Origin of the sequence: Gimesia chilikensis (assembly GCF_007744075.1) — a bacterium.
GTDB lineage: Bacteria > Planctomycetota > Planctomycetia > Planctomycetales > Planctomycetaceae > Gimesia > Gimesia chilikensis_A.
Map to the genome: position 1 here is coordinate 5305298 of NZ_CP036266.1, position 20648 is coordinate 5325945.

A 20648-nucleotide genomic window follows, 5' to 3' on the forward strand; every position below is an offset into this window, starting at 1 on the left:
ACAACTACACTTCGATGGCGGCTACGATGGCGTTGCTCAAGCGGGCCAGGTACCGGCCGTGTGGTTCCTGGGGTTCGGTCGTCAGGATGATGGCGGCGGCATCGAGTTGGGGGTCGATCCAGAGGACTGTTCCCGTTGCGCCGCCGTGTCCATATGCCTGGTCAGAGAGGAGATCGCCGTAGTATTCGCTTTTGGCCCGGGTCACGATCTGCCAGCCCAGTCCCCAGCCTTTTCCCTGGCGGGCGGTTTCCGAGAGGCCGGGAATTTCAGGCAGCTGGTCGCGGGTTGCCTGGCGAATCGTCTGCGCGGAGAAGAGGCGCTGATCCAAAACCAGTCCCTGCTGCTGCAGCATGCCGACCAGCTTCCCCAGGTCTGCGGGAGTAGTGAAGAGTCCGCCCCAGGGAGCACCAAAGCCGCGCCAGTAGGGACTGTTCCAGTCCCAGTGAGGCTCTACATTCAATTCCGGGGGCACGTGGATTTCGACGAGGCGCTCCAGGCGGGCCGCGCCTCCTTTAGACCATTCAGGGGGAACGCCCAGGGATGTGTCTTGCATCTCCAGCGGCTGGAAGAGTTCGTCCCGCAGATACTGGGGAGCCGACTTGCCTGTGATGCGCTGAATCAGTTCGCCGAGAATCGCGATGCCGGTGCTTTGATACTGCACGATCCGGCCGGGTGGTTCATCGGGCGTCAGTTCACAGATCTGTCTGACGAATTCGGACAGCGAGGCCTGCGCTGATCTCAGTTCCCGGTTATTGGGCAACATGTCGGGCAGGCCTGAAGTGTGTGTCATCAGATGACGGATCGTAATTCCGTGTTTGCCGGCACAACCAAATTCAGGAATGTATTGTTTCACGCGGTCGTTGAGCAGCAGTTCCCCCTGTTCGAGCAGCTTGAGCACGCCGAGCACGACGATGGGTTTGGTGATGGAGGCCACCAGGAAGATTGCATCGTCACGCAGGGTGCCGTTGTCATCTTCGACGGACTGCCGCCCCTGGCGATAGTGGCACGTGGTTTCACCGGTGATGACCTGTAAGGCGATTGCGGGAACCTGACCGGATTCACAATACTGGTCGACGAGTTGTTCGACGGTCTGCCAACGTGCGGGATGAATGCGGGACATCTGGATTTTATTTCCTGCTGTATGGGTTGGTGCGGGAGTGTGTCTGAAACGGAGTTCGGGAGACACACAATGCCTAATATATCCGGTTTGTTACGAATTGTCCCTGATAAAGGGAGTTCGTGTGGTTGTGCACCATGTGTTCGGTTTTCAGGTCGCGTGGTGGGTGGCGATTCGTAAGATTGTTGGGGCAACTGCTCCGGGTAACCCGATCAGATGATGGCCATCAGATTCGGAACTGGATTCAGCATCGTCAGGCGGGAGGACACATGGGTCCTCCCCTACTTTTTGTGAGTGGATAAATAATGATACCTGATTCTATTACTCGTCAGCACTGATTACCGGCGGCTAGCGCCTTGCCGCTCAGTTTTTTTTGTGGGACCGTTATGTTTGGATTGTATTTTGAGAAAGGGCGTCGCTGGGTCAAGCGGAGATTGTGCTGTGGGGGGACTGTGAAATTGTGTGAGTTGCTGGCGAATGTGCTGCGAAATGCTCTGAAGTTGCTCCGAAATGATTTGAAATTTTACGAGACATGGCGAACCGGTGATTTTTATTCCAGTGCAGATGAGGTGAAAATCGACGGTGATTCAGGTGCTGTTGTGTTATCAGTGCGTTGTGTTCCGGTGCACGCATCGTCCGCCTCGCGCGCGAAGCACAATTGCACAAGAATACGATTCGGAGAGCGTCGATCAAGTCCAGTCCGTTCAGTTGCGTGCAGGTGATATTCAGGGAAGCAGATCGACAGGCGGGTCTGAATGTGTCGTCTGTGTCACGGGAGGGACGTTTCGCGTCAGTAGTGATGGTGACAAAAAAAAGCGAAGGCCAACCGGAGTTGACCTTCGCTAATGACTTCGAATGGTAGAAAAAATCAGTAAGGGATTTCGACATCATGCAGATGCATGAACTGGTTCAGCCTGGTGATTTCCAGGACCTCGCGGATATCTTCCGAGGGGTTATACAAATGGATGTCGATGTTGAGATCTCGCATGGAAGCCAGCAGCCCGAGCATGCCGCTCGGAATCAATGTGACGCCGGTGAGGTCGAGAGCCAGTGTTTCACACTGATTATCTTTGACCAGTTCCAGCAATTCATCTCGAATATCTTTGACGCTGAACGTATCAAGGATATCCTTCCCGCCAAACCCTGCCACACAGAGTGGACCGGCATGGTAAACCTGGAGTATGCCTCCCTGTTGAACCGTCATCTTGTACTCATCCTTATGAAAGGGACAGGAAACGCAGCAGCAGAAGAAAAAAATATATAAGAGAACAACAAAGTCCCGGGTGCTGCATTACGTTTCAGATGCTTGACGCAAACATACTCTGGCAATTCATGTGCCAATCAGCGAGCCCCGAAATCCCGGCGAAGTGATCGGATCGCCACATAAAGAGCACTGGCCATAAGATACTGACACAATGTCACTTAGCAACTTGTGAATCACTTATTTAAAGTAACTGTTAAATTCAGGAGTCGTAAAAAGGTGCAGTAAAATACCTCACCCTGTAGTAAATTGAAACACACGGCCGATGACACTCTGCCCGTGGTGGGCGCACGCTCTGCCCTGATAAGCGGCAGCAGAGGGTTGTCGCTGAAACCAAAGAAAAAGCCCGCTCGACAATTTGCCTAGCGGGCTTTGGATTCGCGGGAATCCACTAAGGGTATTGTTACCGGTCCGGGTTTAGCGAACCCGAGCCTTGAAGGTGACGACACCTCCGGTATGTCCTTTGACGGTTTCATCGACTTCGAAGGTCAGGATCAGGCTGCCTTCCTGATTGTCTTCGACGATGAGTCGCCCTGCTCTGTCTGAGGTGGCACTGTCTTCGATGTATTCCAGACGCGGTGTCAGGTTGTCGACGATCTTGATGCCTTCGACATCGAAGTCACCCACGTTTTCATATTTGATGGTAAACAGGATCTCGTCACCCGGCTTGGCATTTTTCTTGTCAGCCATTTTGATGAGTTGCAGATTACCTTCGGTTTTACGCTTGTCTTCGATGCCGACGTATTCTTCCGGTTTGACGGCACTCTTCGAAGAGTGAGCCGACTGGGAGCGAATCGCGATGACTGGAAACTGAGCTCGAGACCAGATGGCTGCGGCCTGAACCTGGTAAGCGATGCGTGCTTCGTCCGACTGTTCGAACTGTCCGGTGGTTTCGGTGCCGGTATCCTGGTAGAGGTTGGTCAGCTTGGTATGACCGCCCAAAAGAGCTGTCTGTCCCACGGCGCCCTGCTGTTGTTCGGTCTCGACGCCACTGGCGCGGGAACGCATGCGGATGCCTTCGAGCTGTTCACGCTGCTTGTGTTGAGAGATCACAGTTCGAGCATCGATGCCGACGCCTTTAACGGTATCTTCCGTGGTGGCCAGAGCATCGATCGATGTTCCGGACAGAGGAGTGCTGGCGGTGCGGATCGCAGCGAAACGGGGTGCGTAGACGGCGACCCGGTTTGATTTCTTGACTTCGTGATTGCCTTTGTGGGTCTGGTATTCCACGATGGTATCTTCGGTATCCAGTCCCAGGCGGCTGTAGTCATCATAATGGACGGGGTTTTCGCGATCGCCGCCGTCGAACAGATATTCGTCGGGGTACATTCTGACCATTTCAGGATCGCTGCCGGCGGGCAGTGTGTAATCTCGCTGAACCGCAGGCGAAAACTCGCAGTATGCAGGACGCGGAGGACAGGCAGCCGGCATCGGTTGCTGATAAGCGACCTGTTGAATCGGTGAGGCAGCTGCAGGCTGTTTCGCAGGAGCGGAGAGACGAGCCGCCCCGACATTGGCATCAAAGTCGGCATGCTGAATAGCAGGAGGCTGCTGATCGACGGGTGAGGCGGTCTGTTTGCCCCAGGGAAGTGATCCTGTAACAGGCGACAGACTGGAACACCCGCTACTGACACTCAGCAGTATCATCGCAGCCGCAGAGCAGACACGCTGCACTCGCGATGCTCCTCTCAATTTTCGGTACGACAGATTCAACACGGGATTTCCTTCACTTACACCATACTCAGTTCTGGTCAGCCGGAGCCTGTAATTCGACTACAGGAGCACCACCATAAAACGCGGGATCTTCGCCACGCGTTGAAGGCAGTCGGCCGCCAATTCGTAAGATCAACATCGGACGCCCTAACAGATCGGCCTCGGCGATCAGATTCTTCTGTGCTGAGATCGATTGTGTCGGCTGTTTCTGATAAGTCGCTGGAACCGCAGTCTGGGGACGTTCCAGGTACACAACCTTGGAAACCATTCTGCCAGACATGACCAGTTCGATATCTTCTTCGGTAATGCTCACCGGCACGGGATACTGTTCTGCCAGTCCCGCTGGTGGATGCAGGCGATCGATGAGTTCAATCGACGGATACAGCTCGACACCCGGAAATTCAGGCATGTCGCTGATTTTGACGCGATAGACATAACCTACGGCAAAGCCGATCGGAGCAGGTGATGCTTTCTGAATCGTCTGCTCGGGACCATTCACATAGAAAGTGACGGTTCCCTTGGAGGGCAGCGAAACACGCATTGGCTGAATATAGCCTTCCTGAACCTGACCGGAGAGAGCGGCCCACTGGCCGGCGACTCCCGGAGGAGTCCGCTGATTGAGGGGATGGTAGAACCGGTTCCCCACATTGTATTGCCGTCCGCCAACCATCTGCTGCGACCAGGCGGTCTGCAGATCCATGACAAAAACGATCATGGTCATTAACAGCATGGCTAATAAGCGTGATCGGTTTTGTCGAATGAAACTTGTCATAACAGAAATTTTCTACAATCAGTTGTCCGAAAGGATGACAGGAGAAAAATCAAGACGGTTGCGAAGCAGGAGAGGATACAGGTAGAGCAGAAGTGCAATCGAAAAGACAAGGGGCAGCACTCCCTGAAGGCGACAGGGAGTGCTGCGTGGGTCCTGAGTCTTTTAATATCCCGGGCCGGGAGCCATCGTACGAGGATACGATACCTGACCTGGAGAGTGTACCGGATGGCTTTCTGAGTACTGGATGTACTTGACAGGTTTCGGCAGGCTTGGAGCCGGATCCTGTTTGACATCGATCAGGAAGTGATCAACCGGTTTCGGAAGATTGGTCTTGGAGACGTTCCGAATGGTGTGTGATTTCAGACTGGCAGGTCCCCCCAGCGGAATGTGAGGAGGTCCGGGCAATCCGATCGGTGTACCGGTCATCGGCATACCCCAGGCGGGAGTTGGTCCCATGCCTGCAATCGGGTTGTAAGCCGGCTGACCAGGTGCTCCCATTCCGCCGACCATGGTCGGAACCGGGACACCGGAAGTCACACCAATGGTATCTCCGGGGATCGGCATGGGAGCCATGTGAGCTCCTGCGTCACCATCGTAAGAGACCTGTGATACTGTTTCGTTTCCACCGTCACCGGAGGGCATCTCCAGATCCATGTTACCCATCCGCAGGACAGCCATGATCGTACCACGACGATCTGCTTCTGCGACAGGGTCTACACCGGGATCAAGACGGGTAGAAACCAGAGTTTCGACACCGGCGATTGCCAGTTCCTGGAATTTTTCATCCGGCAGGTAGATGACCTTGGTAACAAAGTTGTTACTTTCAACCTGATCCAGGTCTTCCGGAGTGATTTCCAGAGGAATACTGTTGTGTGACAGGTAAGCATCGGTCGTCGGATGCGACGGATAAACCTGCAGTGAAGGATACAGTGCCGGAATTGAGCGGCCCGGAATGTGTGACAGCTTTAACCGGTAGGTTGCCCCCTGGTTAAAGTTGTAACGTCCAGGAGCGGTGATCTGGTTTTCGGCATAACCTTCCGCAACCTGCCAGCCCACTTTCATGCCAGCGGGACCCACAAACCGAATCTGTGATGTCCGTGCAGCGAATGCACTGGCTGGTGGTGGTGCCAGCATCGACATTACGCCGGGACCGGGTCCATCCACCATTGGCCCCGGCCGCTGCATCATGGCAGCGGGTGGAGCAACATACTCACCCTTTTTAATAACTTGCTGTCCGTCGGCTGCACAGCCAACACAGACAACAACCAATGTACCTAAAGCCAGGAAGTAGTACTTCATCATGACCCCTTGTTCGAATACCCCACGACGAATAATGCGACTAGTTAAGTGAAGAACCGCCCATCACAAACACAGACGTCGATTCCTGGGAATTGGGAACAGTCGACGTACGGTTCAAAAAAGACTCAGTTTTCAGGTCGACCCCAAACCCAAATATCCGTTAAAATGCAAAGACCCTGAATTTCAACGCAACACTCTGAGCTGTACGGCCTGCTGACTGCATACTCCAGCCAGCTAGAGGTACATGGATGACCTCATACATCTGTTTTCGGACCGAAGTGGTCTGATTCTTTGATAAATTCGTTTTTTTCCGAACAATTAGAACATGTTACGCAATTTAACTTTTATGGTCGGCTTCCTGTTACTGGCAGGACTCTACAACTTTTTTCCCTGGGATCAGTTATCACAAGCTGCTGCTGCTAATAAGGATACAGCGACAGCTCCCCGGGCGAGTCTGGCCCTGGCTGATCCGGAAAGCAGTCCCGCGGAGGTCCCGGAAGGTGATTCTTCAGGCGAAAAGAATCTGAAAAAAAATCCGGGTTATGCAGAGGCACTCCTCAAAAAATCGAGGGAGAAACTGCTGGCTTACAGCTCAATCCAGGCGGAAATCACGGAAACGGTGCAGATCGGTCCCAAACCGTTTCACATAAAAGGGAAGTATCTGCAGGGAAAGGATCTGAAACTCAGACTGGAATTCGAAGTTCAAAGTCGTAAAGAGGACGGAAAACCGGTCGGAACCCTGCTCGAAATCTGTGATGGACAGGTTCTCTGGACCGAACACAATATAAAAGGGAATTCACGAGTCACCCGCCGTGATGTACAGGCGATCCTGAAACAGGCCCAGATGAATCCCAATTCCCAACCAAATCTGCTGGTGGCAGAACTCGGTCTGGGTGGTCTGCCTGGGCTGTTAGCGGCGATTCAGAAGAATATGCAGTTCGAAAGCGTCGCCGAACGAACCATCAGCGGTAAAACCCTGACCGTTCTGAATGGAAGCTGGAAAGAAGGCTTTCTCGCTCAGTTTAAAGGGGGAGATCCCAATGCCCCGGCCCAGTTACCCGCTTATGTCCCGGATGGAGTCAGAATTTATCTCGATCCGGACACCCTGTTTCCACGCCGGATTGTCTATCTGAAAAAGAACCAGGAAACCATGGAGAGTATGGTGACCCTGAATTTCAGCAAGGTGACCCTGAATGCACCTATTGCCGCGACGCAATTCGCGTATGAACCACCCGATGGTGTGTTTCCGGTGGATATCACTCATCAATACCTTAAACAGTTAAGCCAATAAACACGTATGAAACGTAGCCGGGCTCCCGTTCTGTCACGCTTTCGGGTGGAATCGAGGGAGGCCTGGCAATCTGGTCTCACATTAAACTCTGAAATATCATACACTTAATGAACTTGGACCTGCGTTTGATCCTTTCCGGAAGCCAGTTAGACCTGCGGACCACTCCTCATGCCGGCAGCATTAACAAAACTTGAACAGCGAACCTCCCGCTGGCAGAAAAACTCGCCTCTGCTGGTGGTTCCGAGCTGGGCTGCCTCACTGGCCATTCATTCGCTGATTCTGCTGATTCTGATCTCCAGCCTCAACCGCTGTGACAGTGGCCAAACCGGCGGCGATGAAGGGGAACTCCGTAGTGTAGGCATCTACGTCAAACAGTCCCCCGATGCCGATCAACCGGAAGACGCGGATCAGGAACCACAGGAAACGCTTGAAAACCAGCCGACTCCGCTGGCGCAACCACAGGTCACGGAGGTCATGGACCAGAAACCGCCCGTGGATCCACAATTACCCGAACTCAATACCAAGCTGCTGGGAGCAGGTCCGGTGCAGTCGCCGAATCTCCCGAACTCACCCAATTCAGACCCCACCAGTGATCTGGTGATGTCACCTGCAGCAGCCCTGGCCCCACCTGTGATGGGTTCCGGGAAAGTCAACTTTTTCGACGCCGTCGATTCCGGCAAACGGTTCGTGTTCGTCATGGACTGCTCAGGCAGTATGGCTGCCCCCCAGGGCGCCCCGATCCGTAAGGCTCGTTCCGAGCTCATCGCCAGTCTGTCCGGGCTCAATCATCATCAGCAGTTCCAGATCATCTTCTACAATACAACCACCCGGGCGATGAAACATCGCGGAAACGACTCCGAAATGCCCTATGCTTCGGACATCAACCGCACGCTGGCGCGTCAGTTTATCCAGAGTGTCGAGCCCGATGGCGGCACTGATCACCTGCCCGCCTTAAAGAGAGCTTTAAGTTTTCATCCAGATGTCATATTCTTTCTCACGGACGCGAAACATCCCCAGCTCTCCAGTGCAGATCTGAATGAAATTCGCCGTCTGAATGCTGGTAAAGCGAAGATTCACTGCATCGAATTCGGCGAGGGCTTTCCGGTAAAAGAGGGGAACTCCCTCGATAAGCTCGCGCGACAGAATCGAGGCAGTTACCGCTATTACAATGTCCGTAAATTTATTATCAAACGCTAGAAGGTCAGCACCACTGACTCTGCTGATCTTCTCTGGATTCATCTAACCTCTGAGAAAGTTGCTGCTGCATGTCCGCCACGGTTTCTAAAGCGACCCGCTATACCCTGCTGCTGATCTGTCTGATCTTCTGCGTAGGCTGTGATCAGTACACGAAGAAGATTGCGGTCGAGAATCTGCAGAACAAACGCCCCCTTACCTATTTCAACAACACACTCCGCATGGAATATGCCGAGAACACCGGGGCCTTCCTGAGTGTCGGCAGTGGTCTCTCTAAACCGGTCCGCTTCTTCCTGCTGGTCGTAGCTAACGCCGCCTTTCTATTGATTGTCGCTGGTATGCTGATCTTCCGCTGGCAGATGCCCCTGGTTCAGTTTATTGCCCTCTCGCTGTTGCTGGCAGGAGGCATCGGCAACCTGATTGACCGAGTCTTTCTCAATGGAATCGTCATCGACTTCTTGAATATTGGTCTCGGTCCATTGCGCACTGGCATATTTAATGTAGCCGACATGGCAATTACCGGCGGTGCGATTCTGATGCTGATCTCCTGGCTCTTTACCAAGGAGCCGAAGCAGCAGAATTCCGATCCACAAACGACTCCCCCGGATCAGGCGGCCCCCACGGCTGCGGAGTAACCTGCCCCGAGATTTGGAAACCCGGAATTGATGAAGTGTACTTTTTTGATCATGATCCTGACTGTGGCAACCTTGAGCGGGTTCACCAGCTCAGCCGCTGCGCAGGATAAGATCGAAGTCCGCCCCGATCATCATGTGGGCCAGGCAACACTCCCCTGCACGATTCTCGATTTCACCCAGTCAGAAATCAAAGTCAAGTTGCTGCCCAGCGGAACGGTCCGCACCTATCCCGGCTCGGAAATCGTCAAGGTGCATACGCCGCAGACGGAATCACACCAGCGCGGTCTGGAACAGATGCACCAGGGCAAATATGACAAAGCCACTCAGTCCTTCAGTGAAGCGTTGAATATCGAAAACCGCACCTGGGTCCGACGCGAGATTCTCGCTCAGCTGATTAAAGCAGCCCTGTTTCAGGGGGACATCCTGAAGGCGGCACTTCGCTTCCAGACAATGGTTGAGCATGAGCCGGACGCCCGCTACTTTGAACTGATTCCCCTCGACTGGTCGATCAGAGAAAGCCTCTCTCCAGCTCGCAGTGCAGCGCGAAGCTGGTTGACGGATCCCAACGAAGTCAGACAACTGCTCGGAGCCAGCATTCTGCTGACAGCCCCGGATTTTGCGGCCCAGTCGGAAGCAACCCTGCGGTCCCTGGCCACCAGCACCAATCGGAATATCCAGCAACTGGCACGCGCCCAACTCTGGAGACTCCGACTGCGAGCAGGCGACATCAGCCTGCTGGAATTACAGCGCTGGGAACGGAATCTGAAACTGATCCCGGAACATCTCCGGGGAGGCCCCTGTTATCTGCTTGGTGCGGGCTACGCTCAACTCGACCGTCACGGCCAGGCAGCAGCCTGGTATCTCTGGGTCCCCCTGGGTTATGCTGCCAATCCGCAGCTGTCCGCCGACGCCAGCCTCAAGGCCGCCGATTCACTCAAGGCCATGGGACAGTCAGCCAATGCCCTGCGGCTCTACCAGGAAACCGTCGCTCGTTATCCAACAACCGCAGCGCGACAGATGGCCGAACAGATGATCAATCAACTGATGCAGGAAGCGGGTCAGAAAAACTGATCTCGGGAAAACAACTCTTTGAATTCACGAACACACTGGAAAAGAATATTTTGATGGATCGCAGTAAATCACCACTGAAGAGATTCGCACTCTGTTGCCTGCTCTGCTGCCTGAGCCTGTTGACGCCAGCTCTCTGCCTGGCAGCTGATGATTCTGGGGACACTGGTGCTTCTGAAATTTCGAAAGTCGATCTGCGTCAACTGGTCGATGATGCGGGAACCATCGGTATCATTATCGCCGTACTCAGCATCGCGATGGTCGCACTGATTGTCGAGCATCTCATCAGCATTCGCAGCAACGCCCTGATGCCCCCCGGACTCGCAGAAGAAGTCCACTCCCTGATCGCACAGCAGCAGTATCGCAGTGCCGACTCGGTCTGTAAATCGAACCCCAGCTTCCTGTCCTATATCCTTTCCGCCGGCCTCTCTGAAGTTCAGATGGGATACGGTGCGGTCGAGAAAGCGATGGAAGACGCCGCGATGCAGCAGTCTGCCCGTCTGAATCGTAAAATCGAATACCTGTCTGTAATTGGCACCCTCTCCCCGATGCTGGGTCTGCTGGGTACCGTCTGGGGGATGATCCTCGCGTTCTCAGAATTCACAGCGAAAGCAAATCCTGATGTCGCTGAACTCGCACCCGGGATCTCCAAGGCACTGATTACAACCCTGTTCGGTCTGAGTGTCACGGTTCCCGCGCTGGCCAGTTTCGCCTTCTTCCGCAACCGGATCGACGAACTGGTCGCCCAGTCCTCACTGCTGGCCGAACATGTTTTCGCAGACTTCAAGCACGCTACGGTTCTCGGCAACCGACCGGTCCCCAAGCAACCCCGTAAGCGCGCGGAAGAAGAACTGGCACAACGGATGGCCAATCAACAGACGGCCCATCCGGCTCCCCCTCCCGGAGGCCAGGAAACGTGAGAATTCCCACGCGTCCCCGCCAGGCCGGCATTCGATTCAATATCACTCCGCTGATTGACATCGTCTTTCTGCTGATAGTCTTCTTTCTGGCTGCGACGCACTTAACTCAAAATGAAAAGTTGGAAGCGGTTGAACTCCCGGAAGCGTCTCAGAATGAAACCGAACCGGAGGAAGCCCCGCGACGTATCATCATCACCATCACCCCAGATGAAAAACTGCATCTGAGGGGGAATGATATTTCACCGGAAGAACTGGACGCGCAGTTAATTTCACTCGATGAAGATAAACGGAAAGAGACAGAAATCCGAATTCGCGGCGATCGACATATTCCTTATCGCATTGTCGAACGGGTCTTAATCAGTTGTGCCCGCGCCGGGATCTCCAACGTACAGTTTGCCGTACTGAATGACTGATTTACAGCATTATGAAAATACCCTCACATCACCACAGTCGCTCTGATATCCAGGATCAGGCCACCATGACGCCGATGATCGACGTGGTGTTTCTGCTGCTGATTTTCTTCATCAGCGCCTCGGCCAATCAGATCCGGGAATTCCTGCTGCCCACCGAACTGGCCACGGGCAGCATTGAATCCACGGAAACGGTGCCGCAGGAAAAACCATTGGGAGAAGTCTGGTTAAAACTCAAATACCGTGATGACCAGACCATTGTAGAATTAAATGATCGCGAGTATGCTCAGTTCGACCAGTTGAAACAGACGTTGACCGAACTGGCAGAACTGGCTCCTGAAATTCCGGTGATCCTCGATATCAACGAAGATGTCCCACTGGGTGAAATGATTCGCACTTACGACACCTGCCTGGCAGCCGGTTTTCAGTCAATCAATTTTGCCACGGACGCCAGCAAAGTCGCTCCCCCGAAGAAACCGATTACCGCTCCCAACTGAATTCCGAACCAGCCATGATTCTGTTTGATACCCACGCCCACCTCGACGAGGAAGCCTTTCACCCTGACCGCAATGAAACTGTGGAACGTGCCCTGGAGGCGGGCGTACAGACCATTCTCACCATCGGAACCACAGCTGACAGCAGTCAGCGGGCCGTCGATCTGGCAGCCACTTTTCCCCAGGTCTATGCGGTCGTAGGCATTCAACCCAATTATGTCGCACAGATGAAACCGGGTGACTGGGAGCGGATCCTGACTCTCTCCACCGCAGACAAAGTGGTCGGCATCGGAGAAACCGGTCTGGACCGTTACTGGGACTACGCTCCTATTGAACTGCAGCAGGACTACTTCAGCAAACACATTCAGCTCTCCCGCGAACGTGATCTCCCTTTCGTGGTGCACTGCCGGGAAGCGGAAGCCGATGTCGTCGATCTGCTGCAACGCGAAGCAGAACAGGCCCCATTCAAAGGTCTGATGCATTCTTTCTGTGGGACTCCGGAAACAGCTGCTGCCTGTCTGGAACTGGGAATGTACATCTCCTTTGCCGGGATGCTGACCTTCAAGAAGAACGACGAACTCCGCGAAACCGCGCGGCTGATTCCCCTCGACCGCCTGCTCGTCGAAACCGATGCCCCCTATCTGGCACCGGTACCGCAACGGGGCAAACGGAACGAACCCGCGTTCGTGAAACACACCTGTGCCTGCCTGGCAGAGCTTCACGATAAGACGCCCGAGGAGATGGCTGAGATCACCGCGCAGAATGCCAGAACACTCTTCCAGTTAAACTAGCGCTCGCAGCCCAGCGAATCTCATCTTCCGTTCTGAATCAGGATTCAGTCAGAATCCGTTTTTCTGACGAGAGAATATTTTCATTTGAGCTTCATCCTGCTATTGTTACACTTAGCTCAAATAGACAAATAACTTGCGTCAATCAATCACCACAACAGGTATCATAAGAACGCGTTCAAAGTCACGGCAGCAACGGACTGCTCTTCCCTGAGCATCTCCGCCCGTCGTTTCGCTGAACCCGGGATTCGGGCTAGGATGGTCATGATCAAACAGTGGCTCGCGAACGCCTTCGCGATCGAACGACCGGAAGATTTCGCTCCGACTGCCGAGCAGCAGAAAGTCGCTGACCACATCTGCCGTGAGATTGTCCGCAGGGACATGGTCACCCTCGCCATCCTCTCACTGGAAACCTGTCGCCCTCTTAATTACGTCGGCGCGCAGGCCCTGCATTTTTTCACTCCGTTTCTCTCCATCCTGATTGAGCCCCGCTCACAAAAACTCTTTGCAGAATTCCTGGAGAAACGCGGTTCGATTGAATGGATGTGCCAGCGGCTGGAAACCCTCAGTCAGGCGACGACCGAACCCACAACTGCTGCAACTTCACAGAAACCGCCCCCCGTTGGTTCCACCCATAATCCCGAGGACGGTTCCTGACCGAGACAAATCAGCGCGATCACAGCGTCCCCTGCTTTCCCGCTTACATGGATGGTGAGTCACAGAATGAACTCCGCAACAGAAAAAAAACTTGATCCTGATCAAATCAATGTGATTCTCGCCACAGACTGCGGCAGTACCACGACCAAAGCCATTCTGATCGAAAAAGTAAATGGCGAATATCGTCAGACCTATCGTGGTGAAGCACCGACTACGGTCGAAGAGCCGGCCGCGGATGTAACCGTAGGAGTCGTCAATGCTGTAACCGAAGTCGGGGAACTCGCGGGTCGCAAACTGATAGACGAAAACGGCGAAATCATTCGCCCTGCCCAGGGAGATGTCGGCTGTGACATCTATATCTCGACTTCCAGTGCAGGAGGCGGACTGCAGATGATGGTTGCTGGCGTCGTGCGGGAAATGTCAGCCGCCAGTGCCAAACGAGCCGCGTTGGGGGCGGGTGCCATTGTAATGGACACAATCTGTTCCAACGACAAACGGCTGCCCCACGAACAGATTCAGCGAATCCGGGAACTGCGTCCCGATATGATTCTGCTCGCAGGAGGGACCGATGGCGGTACTCAGAAACATGTGGTACAGCTGGCAGAACTGATCGCACCCGCCAAGCCGCAGCCCCGCTTTGGTGGCACCTATAAGATGCCCATCATCTACGCCGGCAACCAGGAAGCAACCGAACTGGTCGAAGAGGCCTTTGACGAAGACGTCAAGCTGACAACCGTCGCCAACGTGCGTCCGGTGCTGGAACTGGAAAATCTGGCCCCTGCCCGCGATGCGATTCACGATCTCTTCCTCGAACACGTGATGGCCCATGCCCCGGGGTATAACAAACTCATCTCCTGGGCCGATGCCCCCATCATGCCCACTCCCGGAGCTGTCGGAAATATCCTGCAAACCATCGCGGAACGACAGGGCATCAACGCATTGGGGGTCGACATCGGTGGTGCCACGACCGATGTCTTCAGTGTCTTTGATGGCACTTTCAACCGCACTGTGAGCGCCAACCTGGGCATGAGCTATTCCATCTCCAATGTTTGTGCCTCCGCGACGCTCCCCATGATTCTCCGCTGGGTGCATCTGAATATGGATCCCCGTGCCTTACAGAATCACATTAAGAACAAAATGATTCGCCCCACGACCATTCCCCAGACCAGGGAAGCTCTGGTATTCGAGCAGGCCGTAGCCCGGGAAGCACTCAGGCTGGCTTACATCCAGCATAAGGAATTCGCGACAACACTCAAAGGGGTGCAGCAGCAGCGGACCGTAGGTGACACCTTCAGCCAGGAAACCAGCGGTCAGTCCATCGTCGATAACATGAAACTGAATCTGCTCGTGGGTTCCGGTGGCGTACTCTCACATGCCCCCAACATGCAACAGACGGCTGCCATGATGATCGATGCCTTTGAACCGGAAGGCATGACCGTACTGGCCAAGGACAGTATTTTCATGATGCCTCATCTGGGTGTGCTGGCCCAGGTTCATCCGGCTGCGGCACTGCAGGTCTTTGAACGAGACTGCCTGATTTATCTGGGAACCTGCATTGCTCCCCGCGGTTTTTACAAGGCTGGTAAAACCTGTTTCGCATATAAGATCACTGGCAAAACATTGAATGAATCGGGGGAGATGGTTTGCGGCGACATGCGGCTGTTCCCCCTAGGCGATGATGAATGGGCCACCGTGACCGTAGAACCCCGCCGTGGTTATGATTTTGGAGAAGGGTCCGGCAAACGCGTTGAATTCAAAGCACGGGGCGGAACTGTAGGCCTGATTCTGGATGCCCGCGGCAGACCGCTCATGGTCCCCGCAGATGAATCGCGACATCTGGCTGAACTTAACAGCTGGGTTGAAGAACTAAAACTTTACCCGGAAGTCACTTAGAGAACTCACACCATGACACAGGCTTATTCTCCAGGATTACAGGTACGCAGGCAAACGCTGCATTCCAGTCGACGGATTCTTCCAATCCCCGGCGATGTGCTCGTTAAGGTTGGCGAACAGGTTTCCGCACAGCAGATTGTCGCTCAGACCTTCATGCCCGGCGATGTCACACCGATCAACGTTGCCAACCAGATCTCGGTCGCTCCCGCTGAAGTTCCCGGCTGCATGCTCTTCAAGGAAGGAGACGAAGTCCAGGTGGGTGACCTCCTGGCTCGAAGTAAGGGTATCTTCGGATTCTTCAAATCGGAAACGAAAGCCAAAACGGCAGGGACCATCGAATCAATATCGCATGTCACCGGTCAGGTGATCCTCCGCGGTGCACCGCTGCCGATTCAAGTACGAGCCTATCAGGCAGGCGTCGTCAAAGAGGTGATTCCTGAACAGGGCGTCGTCATTGAATCCGAAGTTACCTTCCTACAGGGAATCCTCGGAATCGGCGGAGAAGCCTACGGCACGATTCAGTTTGCCTGTCAGACCAAGGACCAGCCACTGACAGAAGAGCTGCTCGACGAAACAATCAAAGGTAAAGTCGTGATTGGCGGAGCCCGCATGACCGGCACCGCAGTAAAACGTGGCATCGAACTCGGGGCTGCAGCCATTGTTTCGGGTGGGATCGATGACGAAGACCTCAAAGAGATCCTGGGCTATGACCTGGGCGTCGCGGTCACCGGTTCTGAGCACCTCGGAACCACATTGATCATTACCGAGGGTTTCGGGGACATCGCGATGGCCGAGCGGACGTTTAATTTACTCAAAGAGCGAGAGGGAGCGGAAGCCGCCGTAAACGGGACAACTCAGATTCGGGCAGGTGTGCTCCGGCCTGAAATCGTTATCCCATTGGATAAAAGCATGACCTCTGGTTCTTCCACGGAAGACGTTGAAGTCACTTCCGGTCTACTGGAAACCGGCGTCCCGGTCCGAATCATTCGCGATCCCTATTTTGGTCTGCTGGGAGAAGTCGGCGAGATGCCCACCGAGCTGAGAACACTGGAATCAGGTTCCCAGTCCCGGGTACTCGAAGTCATTCTTGATTCGGGTGAGAAAGTGATTGTCCCGCGTGCCAACGTAGAACTCATCGAAGGATAAACCATGATCAGTTCATTTAATCATATGCTGAAACAGACGCTGCTTCCGCTGCTGACGCTCTGCCTGCTGCTGTCGCCGGCGTTGGGAGCCGAGGCTCCTGCTCCGCCTGCCAACTTCCTGGCTCAGGATGTCCCCGGAGATGCAGGGACCGCCATTGATTTGAGCTGGACTCTTTCTCCTGATGATGAGGAACAGACCAAACCGCGCAAAGTCCTGAGATATGTCATTTCGCGAAAGGTTTTCACCGGTGATGCCAAAACATTGACACCGGGAACAACGCTCACGGTCGAAGTCGGCGGAAAAGAAATGACTGTCGAAGTCGTCAAGAATATGAACGAGTATCAGCTTGTCGGCGAGACCACCTATAGTGTTAATAAATTCCGCGATTCCAATTGTGAAACGGATGTCCCTTACCTGTATCAGATTCAAGCCATCGGACAGGAGGGACTGGCATCGAGGCCAGTCGTTCTCGAACAACCAGTGGTAGCGCAGCTGCAATGGTTCAATCTCCAACGAGGTTGGTTTGCCATGTTTGTGCTCCTGATCTGCGGGTCAGTCATCATGTTCATTGAAATGGCTCGCCGGGGAAAGAAACTCAAGGTCCGCAAAATCGCTGGTCTGGAAGCGATCACCGATGCTGTGGGCCGCGCGACCGAAATGGGACGTTCCTGCCTGTTCGTCCCCGGTATTCAGGACATTAACGATATCCAGACCGTCGCCGGCATCACCGTACTCGCCCAGGTCGCAGAAACAACCGCCGACTACCGGGCGACTCTGGAAGTCCCCACTTCACGATCCCTGGTAATGACCACCGCCCGCGATACCGTGGAAGCCGCATACCTCGCCGCAGGTCGTCCTGATGAATACAACGAAGACGATATCTACTACATCACCGACGAACAGTTTGGTTATGTCGCCAGCGTGACTGGCAAAATGGTGCGCGACAAACCTGCTGCCTGTTTCTATATGGGTGCGTTTTACGCCGAGTCCCTGATTCTGGCAGAAACCGGAAACTCGGTCGGCGCGATTCAGGTCGCCGGCACAGCCATGCCGACTCAGCTCCCCTTCTTCGTCGCTGCCTGTGACTTCACTTTGATCGGCGAAGAGTTCTTCGCCGCTTCCGCTTACCTGTCACGGGAACCTCAGCAGTTGGGGAGTCTCAAGGGACAGGACTTCGGCAAGCTGGTGGGAGGCATCGTGCTGGTCGTTGGCTGCGTGATTGCCACTCTTGCTGCCTTTGAAGCAAAAGCAGCTCCTGCAGAACAGGACGAACCGACTTCCCTGGAGTCAGCTCAGACCTACATCAAAGAGAACATCCTCGGTAAGGGAGGTTTTTAATAATGAAACGGACAATCCCCCTGTTGATCTCTGCGGTGACAGGTTTCGTGCTGATCGGCACGGCCTTCATCCCCAAGTTCGTGGACTGGGGAAACACCGCGATGGCCTGGTTTAATATCCTGGCAGCCTTCGCGTTCATTCTCGGTGGCGGAAACCTGCTCAAAATGCAGTTACAGAAGATTTCAGCGCAACAGCCGGGCTGGGGTTATGCCGCGGTCACGCTGATCGCGTTTTTCATCACCCTGTTCGTCGGGTTATTCAAGGTCGGCGTGCACCCCAATCTCAATGCCGCAGAGCTGCCCTGGTCGGGAGACTTTCTGGAAGAAGGCAGCGCATTCTGGTGGCTGTTCGAGTATATCTTCTATCCACTCTCAGCGACCATGTTTGCCCTGCTCGCCTTTTATATTTCATCCGCTGCATTTCGTGCCTTCCGGGCCAAAAATACGGAAGCAACGATTCTGCTGGTCATCGCCGTGATTGTCCTGCTGGGACGAACCTATGCCGGCGAATGGCTCACCGGCAGTTGGCTTCCCGAAGAACCCATCATGGGTTTCAAGGAAGTTTATTACAGTGACTTCAGATTACCGCATCTTTCGCAAATCATTATGGACGTTTTCACCACTCCCGGCATGCGGGCCATCACGATTGGAATCGCATTGGGAGTGGCTTCGACCTCATTGAAAGTCCTGCTGGGCGTCGATCGTTCTTACCTCGGCTCGGATCAGGAGGCATAACCCATGTTACATTTTCTACAAAACCTGGACCGCCGCTGGATATTTCTGCTGATGCTGTTTGCGGTCGCAATTCCCCTCATTATGGGGACAACCTTTCCGGAAAAACCTTCTGACCAGGTGATGTCCGTCTTTCACGCGGTCGACGATCTGCCCGATGGTTCCAATATTTTTATTGCCCTCGATTACGATCCGGCCAGTGAAGGTGAACTTCAGCCGATGGCTTCTGCATTCACCCGACACTGTGCTTTGAAAAAACACAATATTTACTTCATGACACTCTGGCCACAGGGTGTTCCCATGATTCAGCGATCGGTTGATATTCTGGAAAATGAATTCCCCGACACCTACAAAGGCAAGTACGGCACCAAATACGTGAACCTTGGTTTTCGTACCGGGAATGAAGGGGTCATCAAACTGGTTGTAGAAGATTTGAAAAAAACGTATTCGACCGACATCAACAGCACCAGCCTCGATAATCTCCCACTCACGAAAAACCTGAAGAACATCCAGCAGGTCGATCTGCTGGTCAATGTGAGTGCCGGCTACCCGGGTTCCAAGGAATGGGTGCTCTATGGGTCTGCCCCTTTCGATATTCCCACGGTCGTTGGTTGCACCGGGGTTCAGGCTCCGATCATGCTGCCTTACATCCCCAAGCAGTTGATTGGCATGATCGCTGCGATCAAAGGGGCTGCGGAGTACGAACAGGCCATCATCAACGCCTACCCCCAACTGGAGGACAATCCGGCAGCGAAAGAGGGACTCAAACGCATGGGCCCTCAGCTGGTGGCCCATGTTCTCCTGATCGGATTGATTGTACTGGGAAATGTGATTTACTTCTGGGAACGTAAGCTGGGACTGTATCGATGAAACAATCTACACTCATCTGGACAATCTTGATGGTCGCTGGTGGCGGGTTCCTGCTCTTTCAGACGATCGACAAAAAAAGTGGCCGCGTCTATGTACGTGAAGTACCCGTAGAAGCGAAGTCCTCAGTTGAGGGAGCGGAACAGGCTATAGAGTGGACCAAAGAGCAAGTCGTCCCCGAAGCAGAAAAAGATCAACCGGGAGTGAGGCTGGGACTCTCCCGCACGATTGGCCTCTGGGTAGCTGCGTTCTGTACGCTGGCGATCTTCTCGTTTCTCTATGGTGATAATCCGGTTTATAAATTCACGGAATCCGTCTTCGTGGGGGTTTCAGCAGGCTATGCGATGGTGGTCGCGTTCTGGTCAGAAATCATCCCCAATCTGTTCGGCAAGCTGTTTCCGGTAGAAGCGAAGGACATCTTCTTTCTCGACATTAAAGATAGTGAGATGAATGCCAACCTCTGGTACCTGATTCCACTGGCCATGAGCGTCTTGCTGCTGCTGCGTCTCTCCCCCAAAGGAAGCTGGCTCGCCCGCTGGCCACTGGCATTCTTCATCGGAGCCACGGCCGGGATTCGGCTCATCAGTTACCTGGAAGCAGACTTCGTCGGCCAGTTGCAGAATACGATCATGCCCTTCGTGGTCTTCGGCTCTGATGGCAGCTGGCAGATCGTAGAATCGCTCAAGAACACAATCATCATTGTGGGTGTGGTCTCCTGTATGGTTTACTTCTTCTTCTCCATTGAGCATGAAGGCTTCGTGAAGTACGTCTCCCGTCTCGGCGTCTGGTTTTTGATGGTCACTTTCGGTGCCAGCTTCGCTTACACCGTGATGGGACGCATTGCACTGCTCAGTGGTCGACTGGACTTCCTGTTCCACAACTGGCTGGGAATCGGTCTCTAAGTTTTGTTTTGAGCAGAAGATAATACAGCCACGGTGTGCGACTGCTGATATTTTGATTGATAAAAAAACATGAAGAAGCCGTTTTTTTATCAAAAGCCGCGGCGACAGAGGTTACCTGTCCATTTCCTGATCTGCTATAGTGAAATTCCCAC

General features: G+C 53.9%; 20 protein-coding genes. 15 read left to right on the plus strand and 5 right to left on the minus strand.

The genetic code is table 11. The annotated features are described in order from the left end of the window. Positions 1-4: 4 nt before the first annotated feature. From HG66A1_RS20050 to HG66A1_RS20070, 5 genes are all read right to left on the minus strand, one after another. A complete protein-coding gene (locus HG66A1_RS20050; protein ID WP_145188024.1) occupies positions 5-1120 on the minus strand; it encodes a serine hydrolase domain-containing protein in 1116 nt (371 codons plus the stop codon). Positions 1121-1985: 865 nt separating this feature from the next. Beyond that, on the minus strand, positions 1986-2321 hold the full coding sequence (locus tag HG66A1_RS20055) for an STAS domain-containing protein (RefSeq protein ID WP_145188027.1): 336 nt from the start codon (positions 2319-2321) through the stop codon (positions 1986-1988). Positions 2322-2795: 474 nt separating this feature from the next. Beyond that, entirely contained in the window at positions 2796-4052 is a 1257-nt protein-coding gene (locus HG66A1_RS20060) for an isopeptide-forming domain-containing fimbrial protein (protein WP_145188031.1), read from the minus strand. Between the two features lie 67 nt (positions 4053-4119). Continuing rightward, positions 4120-4863 carry a hypothetical protein gene (locus tag HG66A1_RS20065; RefSeq protein WP_145042136.1) on the minus strand — a complete coding sequence of 248 codons (744 nt, stop codon included), beginning with the start codon at positions 4861-4863 and terminating at the stop codon, positions 4120-4122. A 162-nt stretch (positions 4864-5025) separates the two neighbouring features. Next, positions 5026-6165: a hypothetical protein gene (locus tag HG66A1_RS20070; RefSeq protein WP_232106623.1), complete on the minus strand. Its 1140-nt coding sequence runs from the start codon at positions 6163-6165 to the stop codon at positions 5026-5028. A gap of 322 nt (positions 6166-6487) precedes the next feature. On the opposite strand from HG66A1_RS20070, the gene HG66A1_RS20075 reads away from it, so the two are divergent. The 15 genes from HG66A1_RS20075 to HG66A1_RS20145 all read left to right on the plus strand — a co-directional run bounded on the left by HG66A1_RS20075 (position 6488) and on the right by HG66A1_RS20145 (position 20496). Next, entirely contained in the window at positions 6488-7453 is a 966-nt protein-coding gene (locus tag HG66A1_RS20075) for a LolA family protein (protein WP_145188034.1), read from the plus strand. 168 nt (positions 7454-7621) lie between these two features. Continuing rightward, positions 7622-8650 carry a hypothetical protein gene (locus HG66A1_RS20080; protein WP_145188037.1) on the plus strand — a complete coding sequence of 343 codons (1029 nt, stop codon included), beginning with the start codon at positions 7622-7624 and terminating at the stop codon, positions 8648-8650. A 68-nt stretch (positions 8651-8718) separates the two neighbouring features. Next, positions 8719-9282 (plus strand): signal peptidase II, encoded by a 564-nt coding sequence (gene lspA, locus HG66A1_RS20085; protein WP_145188040.1) that lies wholly within the window; start codon positions 8719-8721, stop codon positions 9280-9282. Between the two features lie 30 nt (positions 9283-9312). After that, positions 9313-10353: a tetratricopeptide repeat protein gene (locus HG66A1_RS20090; RefSeq protein ID WP_145188043.1), complete on the plus strand. Its 1041-nt coding sequence runs from the start codon at positions 9313-9315 to the stop codon at positions 10351-10353. 53 nt (positions 10354-10406) lie between these two features. Next, positions 10407-11270 carry a MotA/TolQ/ExbB proton channel family protein gene (locus tag HG66A1_RS20095; RefSeq protein ID WP_145188045.1) on the plus strand — a complete coding sequence of 288 codons (864 nt, stop codon included), beginning with the start codon at positions 10407-10409 and terminating at the stop codon, positions 11268-11270. Beyond that, on the plus strand, positions 11267-11683 hold the full coding sequence (locus HG66A1_RS20100) for an ExbD/TolR family protein (RefSeq protein WP_145188048.1): 417 nt from the start codon (positions 11267-11269) through the stop codon (positions 11681-11683). Before HG66A1_RS20095 ends, HG66A1_RS20100 begins: the two co-directional genes overlap by 4 nt. 11 nt (positions 11684-11694) lie before the next feature. Further along, entirely contained in the window at positions 11695-12177 is a 483-nt protein-coding gene (locus tag HG66A1_RS20105) for an ExbD/TolR family protein (RefSeq protein WP_145042143.1), read from the plus strand. Between the two features lie 14 nt (positions 12178-12191). Then, on the plus strand, positions 12192-12965 hold the full coding sequence (locus tag HG66A1_RS20110; protein WP_145188050.1) for a TatD family hydrolase: 774 nt from the start codon (positions 12192-12194) through the stop codon (positions 12963-12965). A gap of 255 nt (positions 12966-13220) precedes the next feature. Continuing rightward, on the plus strand, positions 13221-13619 hold the full coding sequence (locus HG66A1_RS20115) for a hypothetical protein (protein ID WP_145188053.1): 399 nt from the start codon (positions 13221-13223) through the stop codon (positions 13617-13619). A gap of 66 nt (positions 13620-13685) precedes the next feature. Further along, positions 13686-15512, plus strand: coding sequence for a glutamate mutase L (locus HG66A1_RS20120; protein WP_145188056.1), 1827 nt, complete (start codon positions 13686-13688; stop codon positions 15510-15512). Positions 15513-15524: 12 nt separating this feature from the next. Then, entirely contained in the window at positions 15525-16658 is a 1134-nt protein-coding gene (locus tag HG66A1_RS20125; protein WP_145188059.1) for a hypothetical protein, read from the plus strand. A gap of 3 nt (positions 16659-16661) precedes the next feature. Next, positions 16662-17996 (plus strand): DUF6754 domain-containing protein, encoded by a 1335-nt coding sequence (locus tag HG66A1_RS20130; protein WP_145188061.1) that lies wholly within the window; start codon positions 16662-16664, stop codon positions 17994-17996. Between the two features lie 2 nt (positions 17997-17998). Continuing rightward, positions 17999-18730: a hypothetical protein gene (locus HG66A1_RS20135; RefSeq protein ID WP_145042149.1), complete on the plus strand. Its 732-nt coding sequence runs from the start codon at positions 17999-18001 to the stop codon at positions 18728-18730. 3 nt (positions 18731-18733) lie between these two features. Further along, entirely contained in the window at positions 18734-19597 is an 864-nt protein-coding gene (locus HG66A1_RS20140) for a hypothetical protein (RefSeq protein WP_145188063.1), read from the plus strand. Then, positions 19594-20496 carry a hypothetical protein gene (locus HG66A1_RS20145; protein ID WP_145188066.1) on the plus strand — a complete coding sequence of 301 codons (903 nt, stop codon included), beginning with the start codon at positions 19594-19596 and terminating at the stop codon, positions 20494-20496. The genes HG66A1_RS20140 and HG66A1_RS20145 overlap by 4 nt, the downstream gene beginning before the upstream one ends. Positions 20497-20648 lie beyond the last annotated feature (152 nt).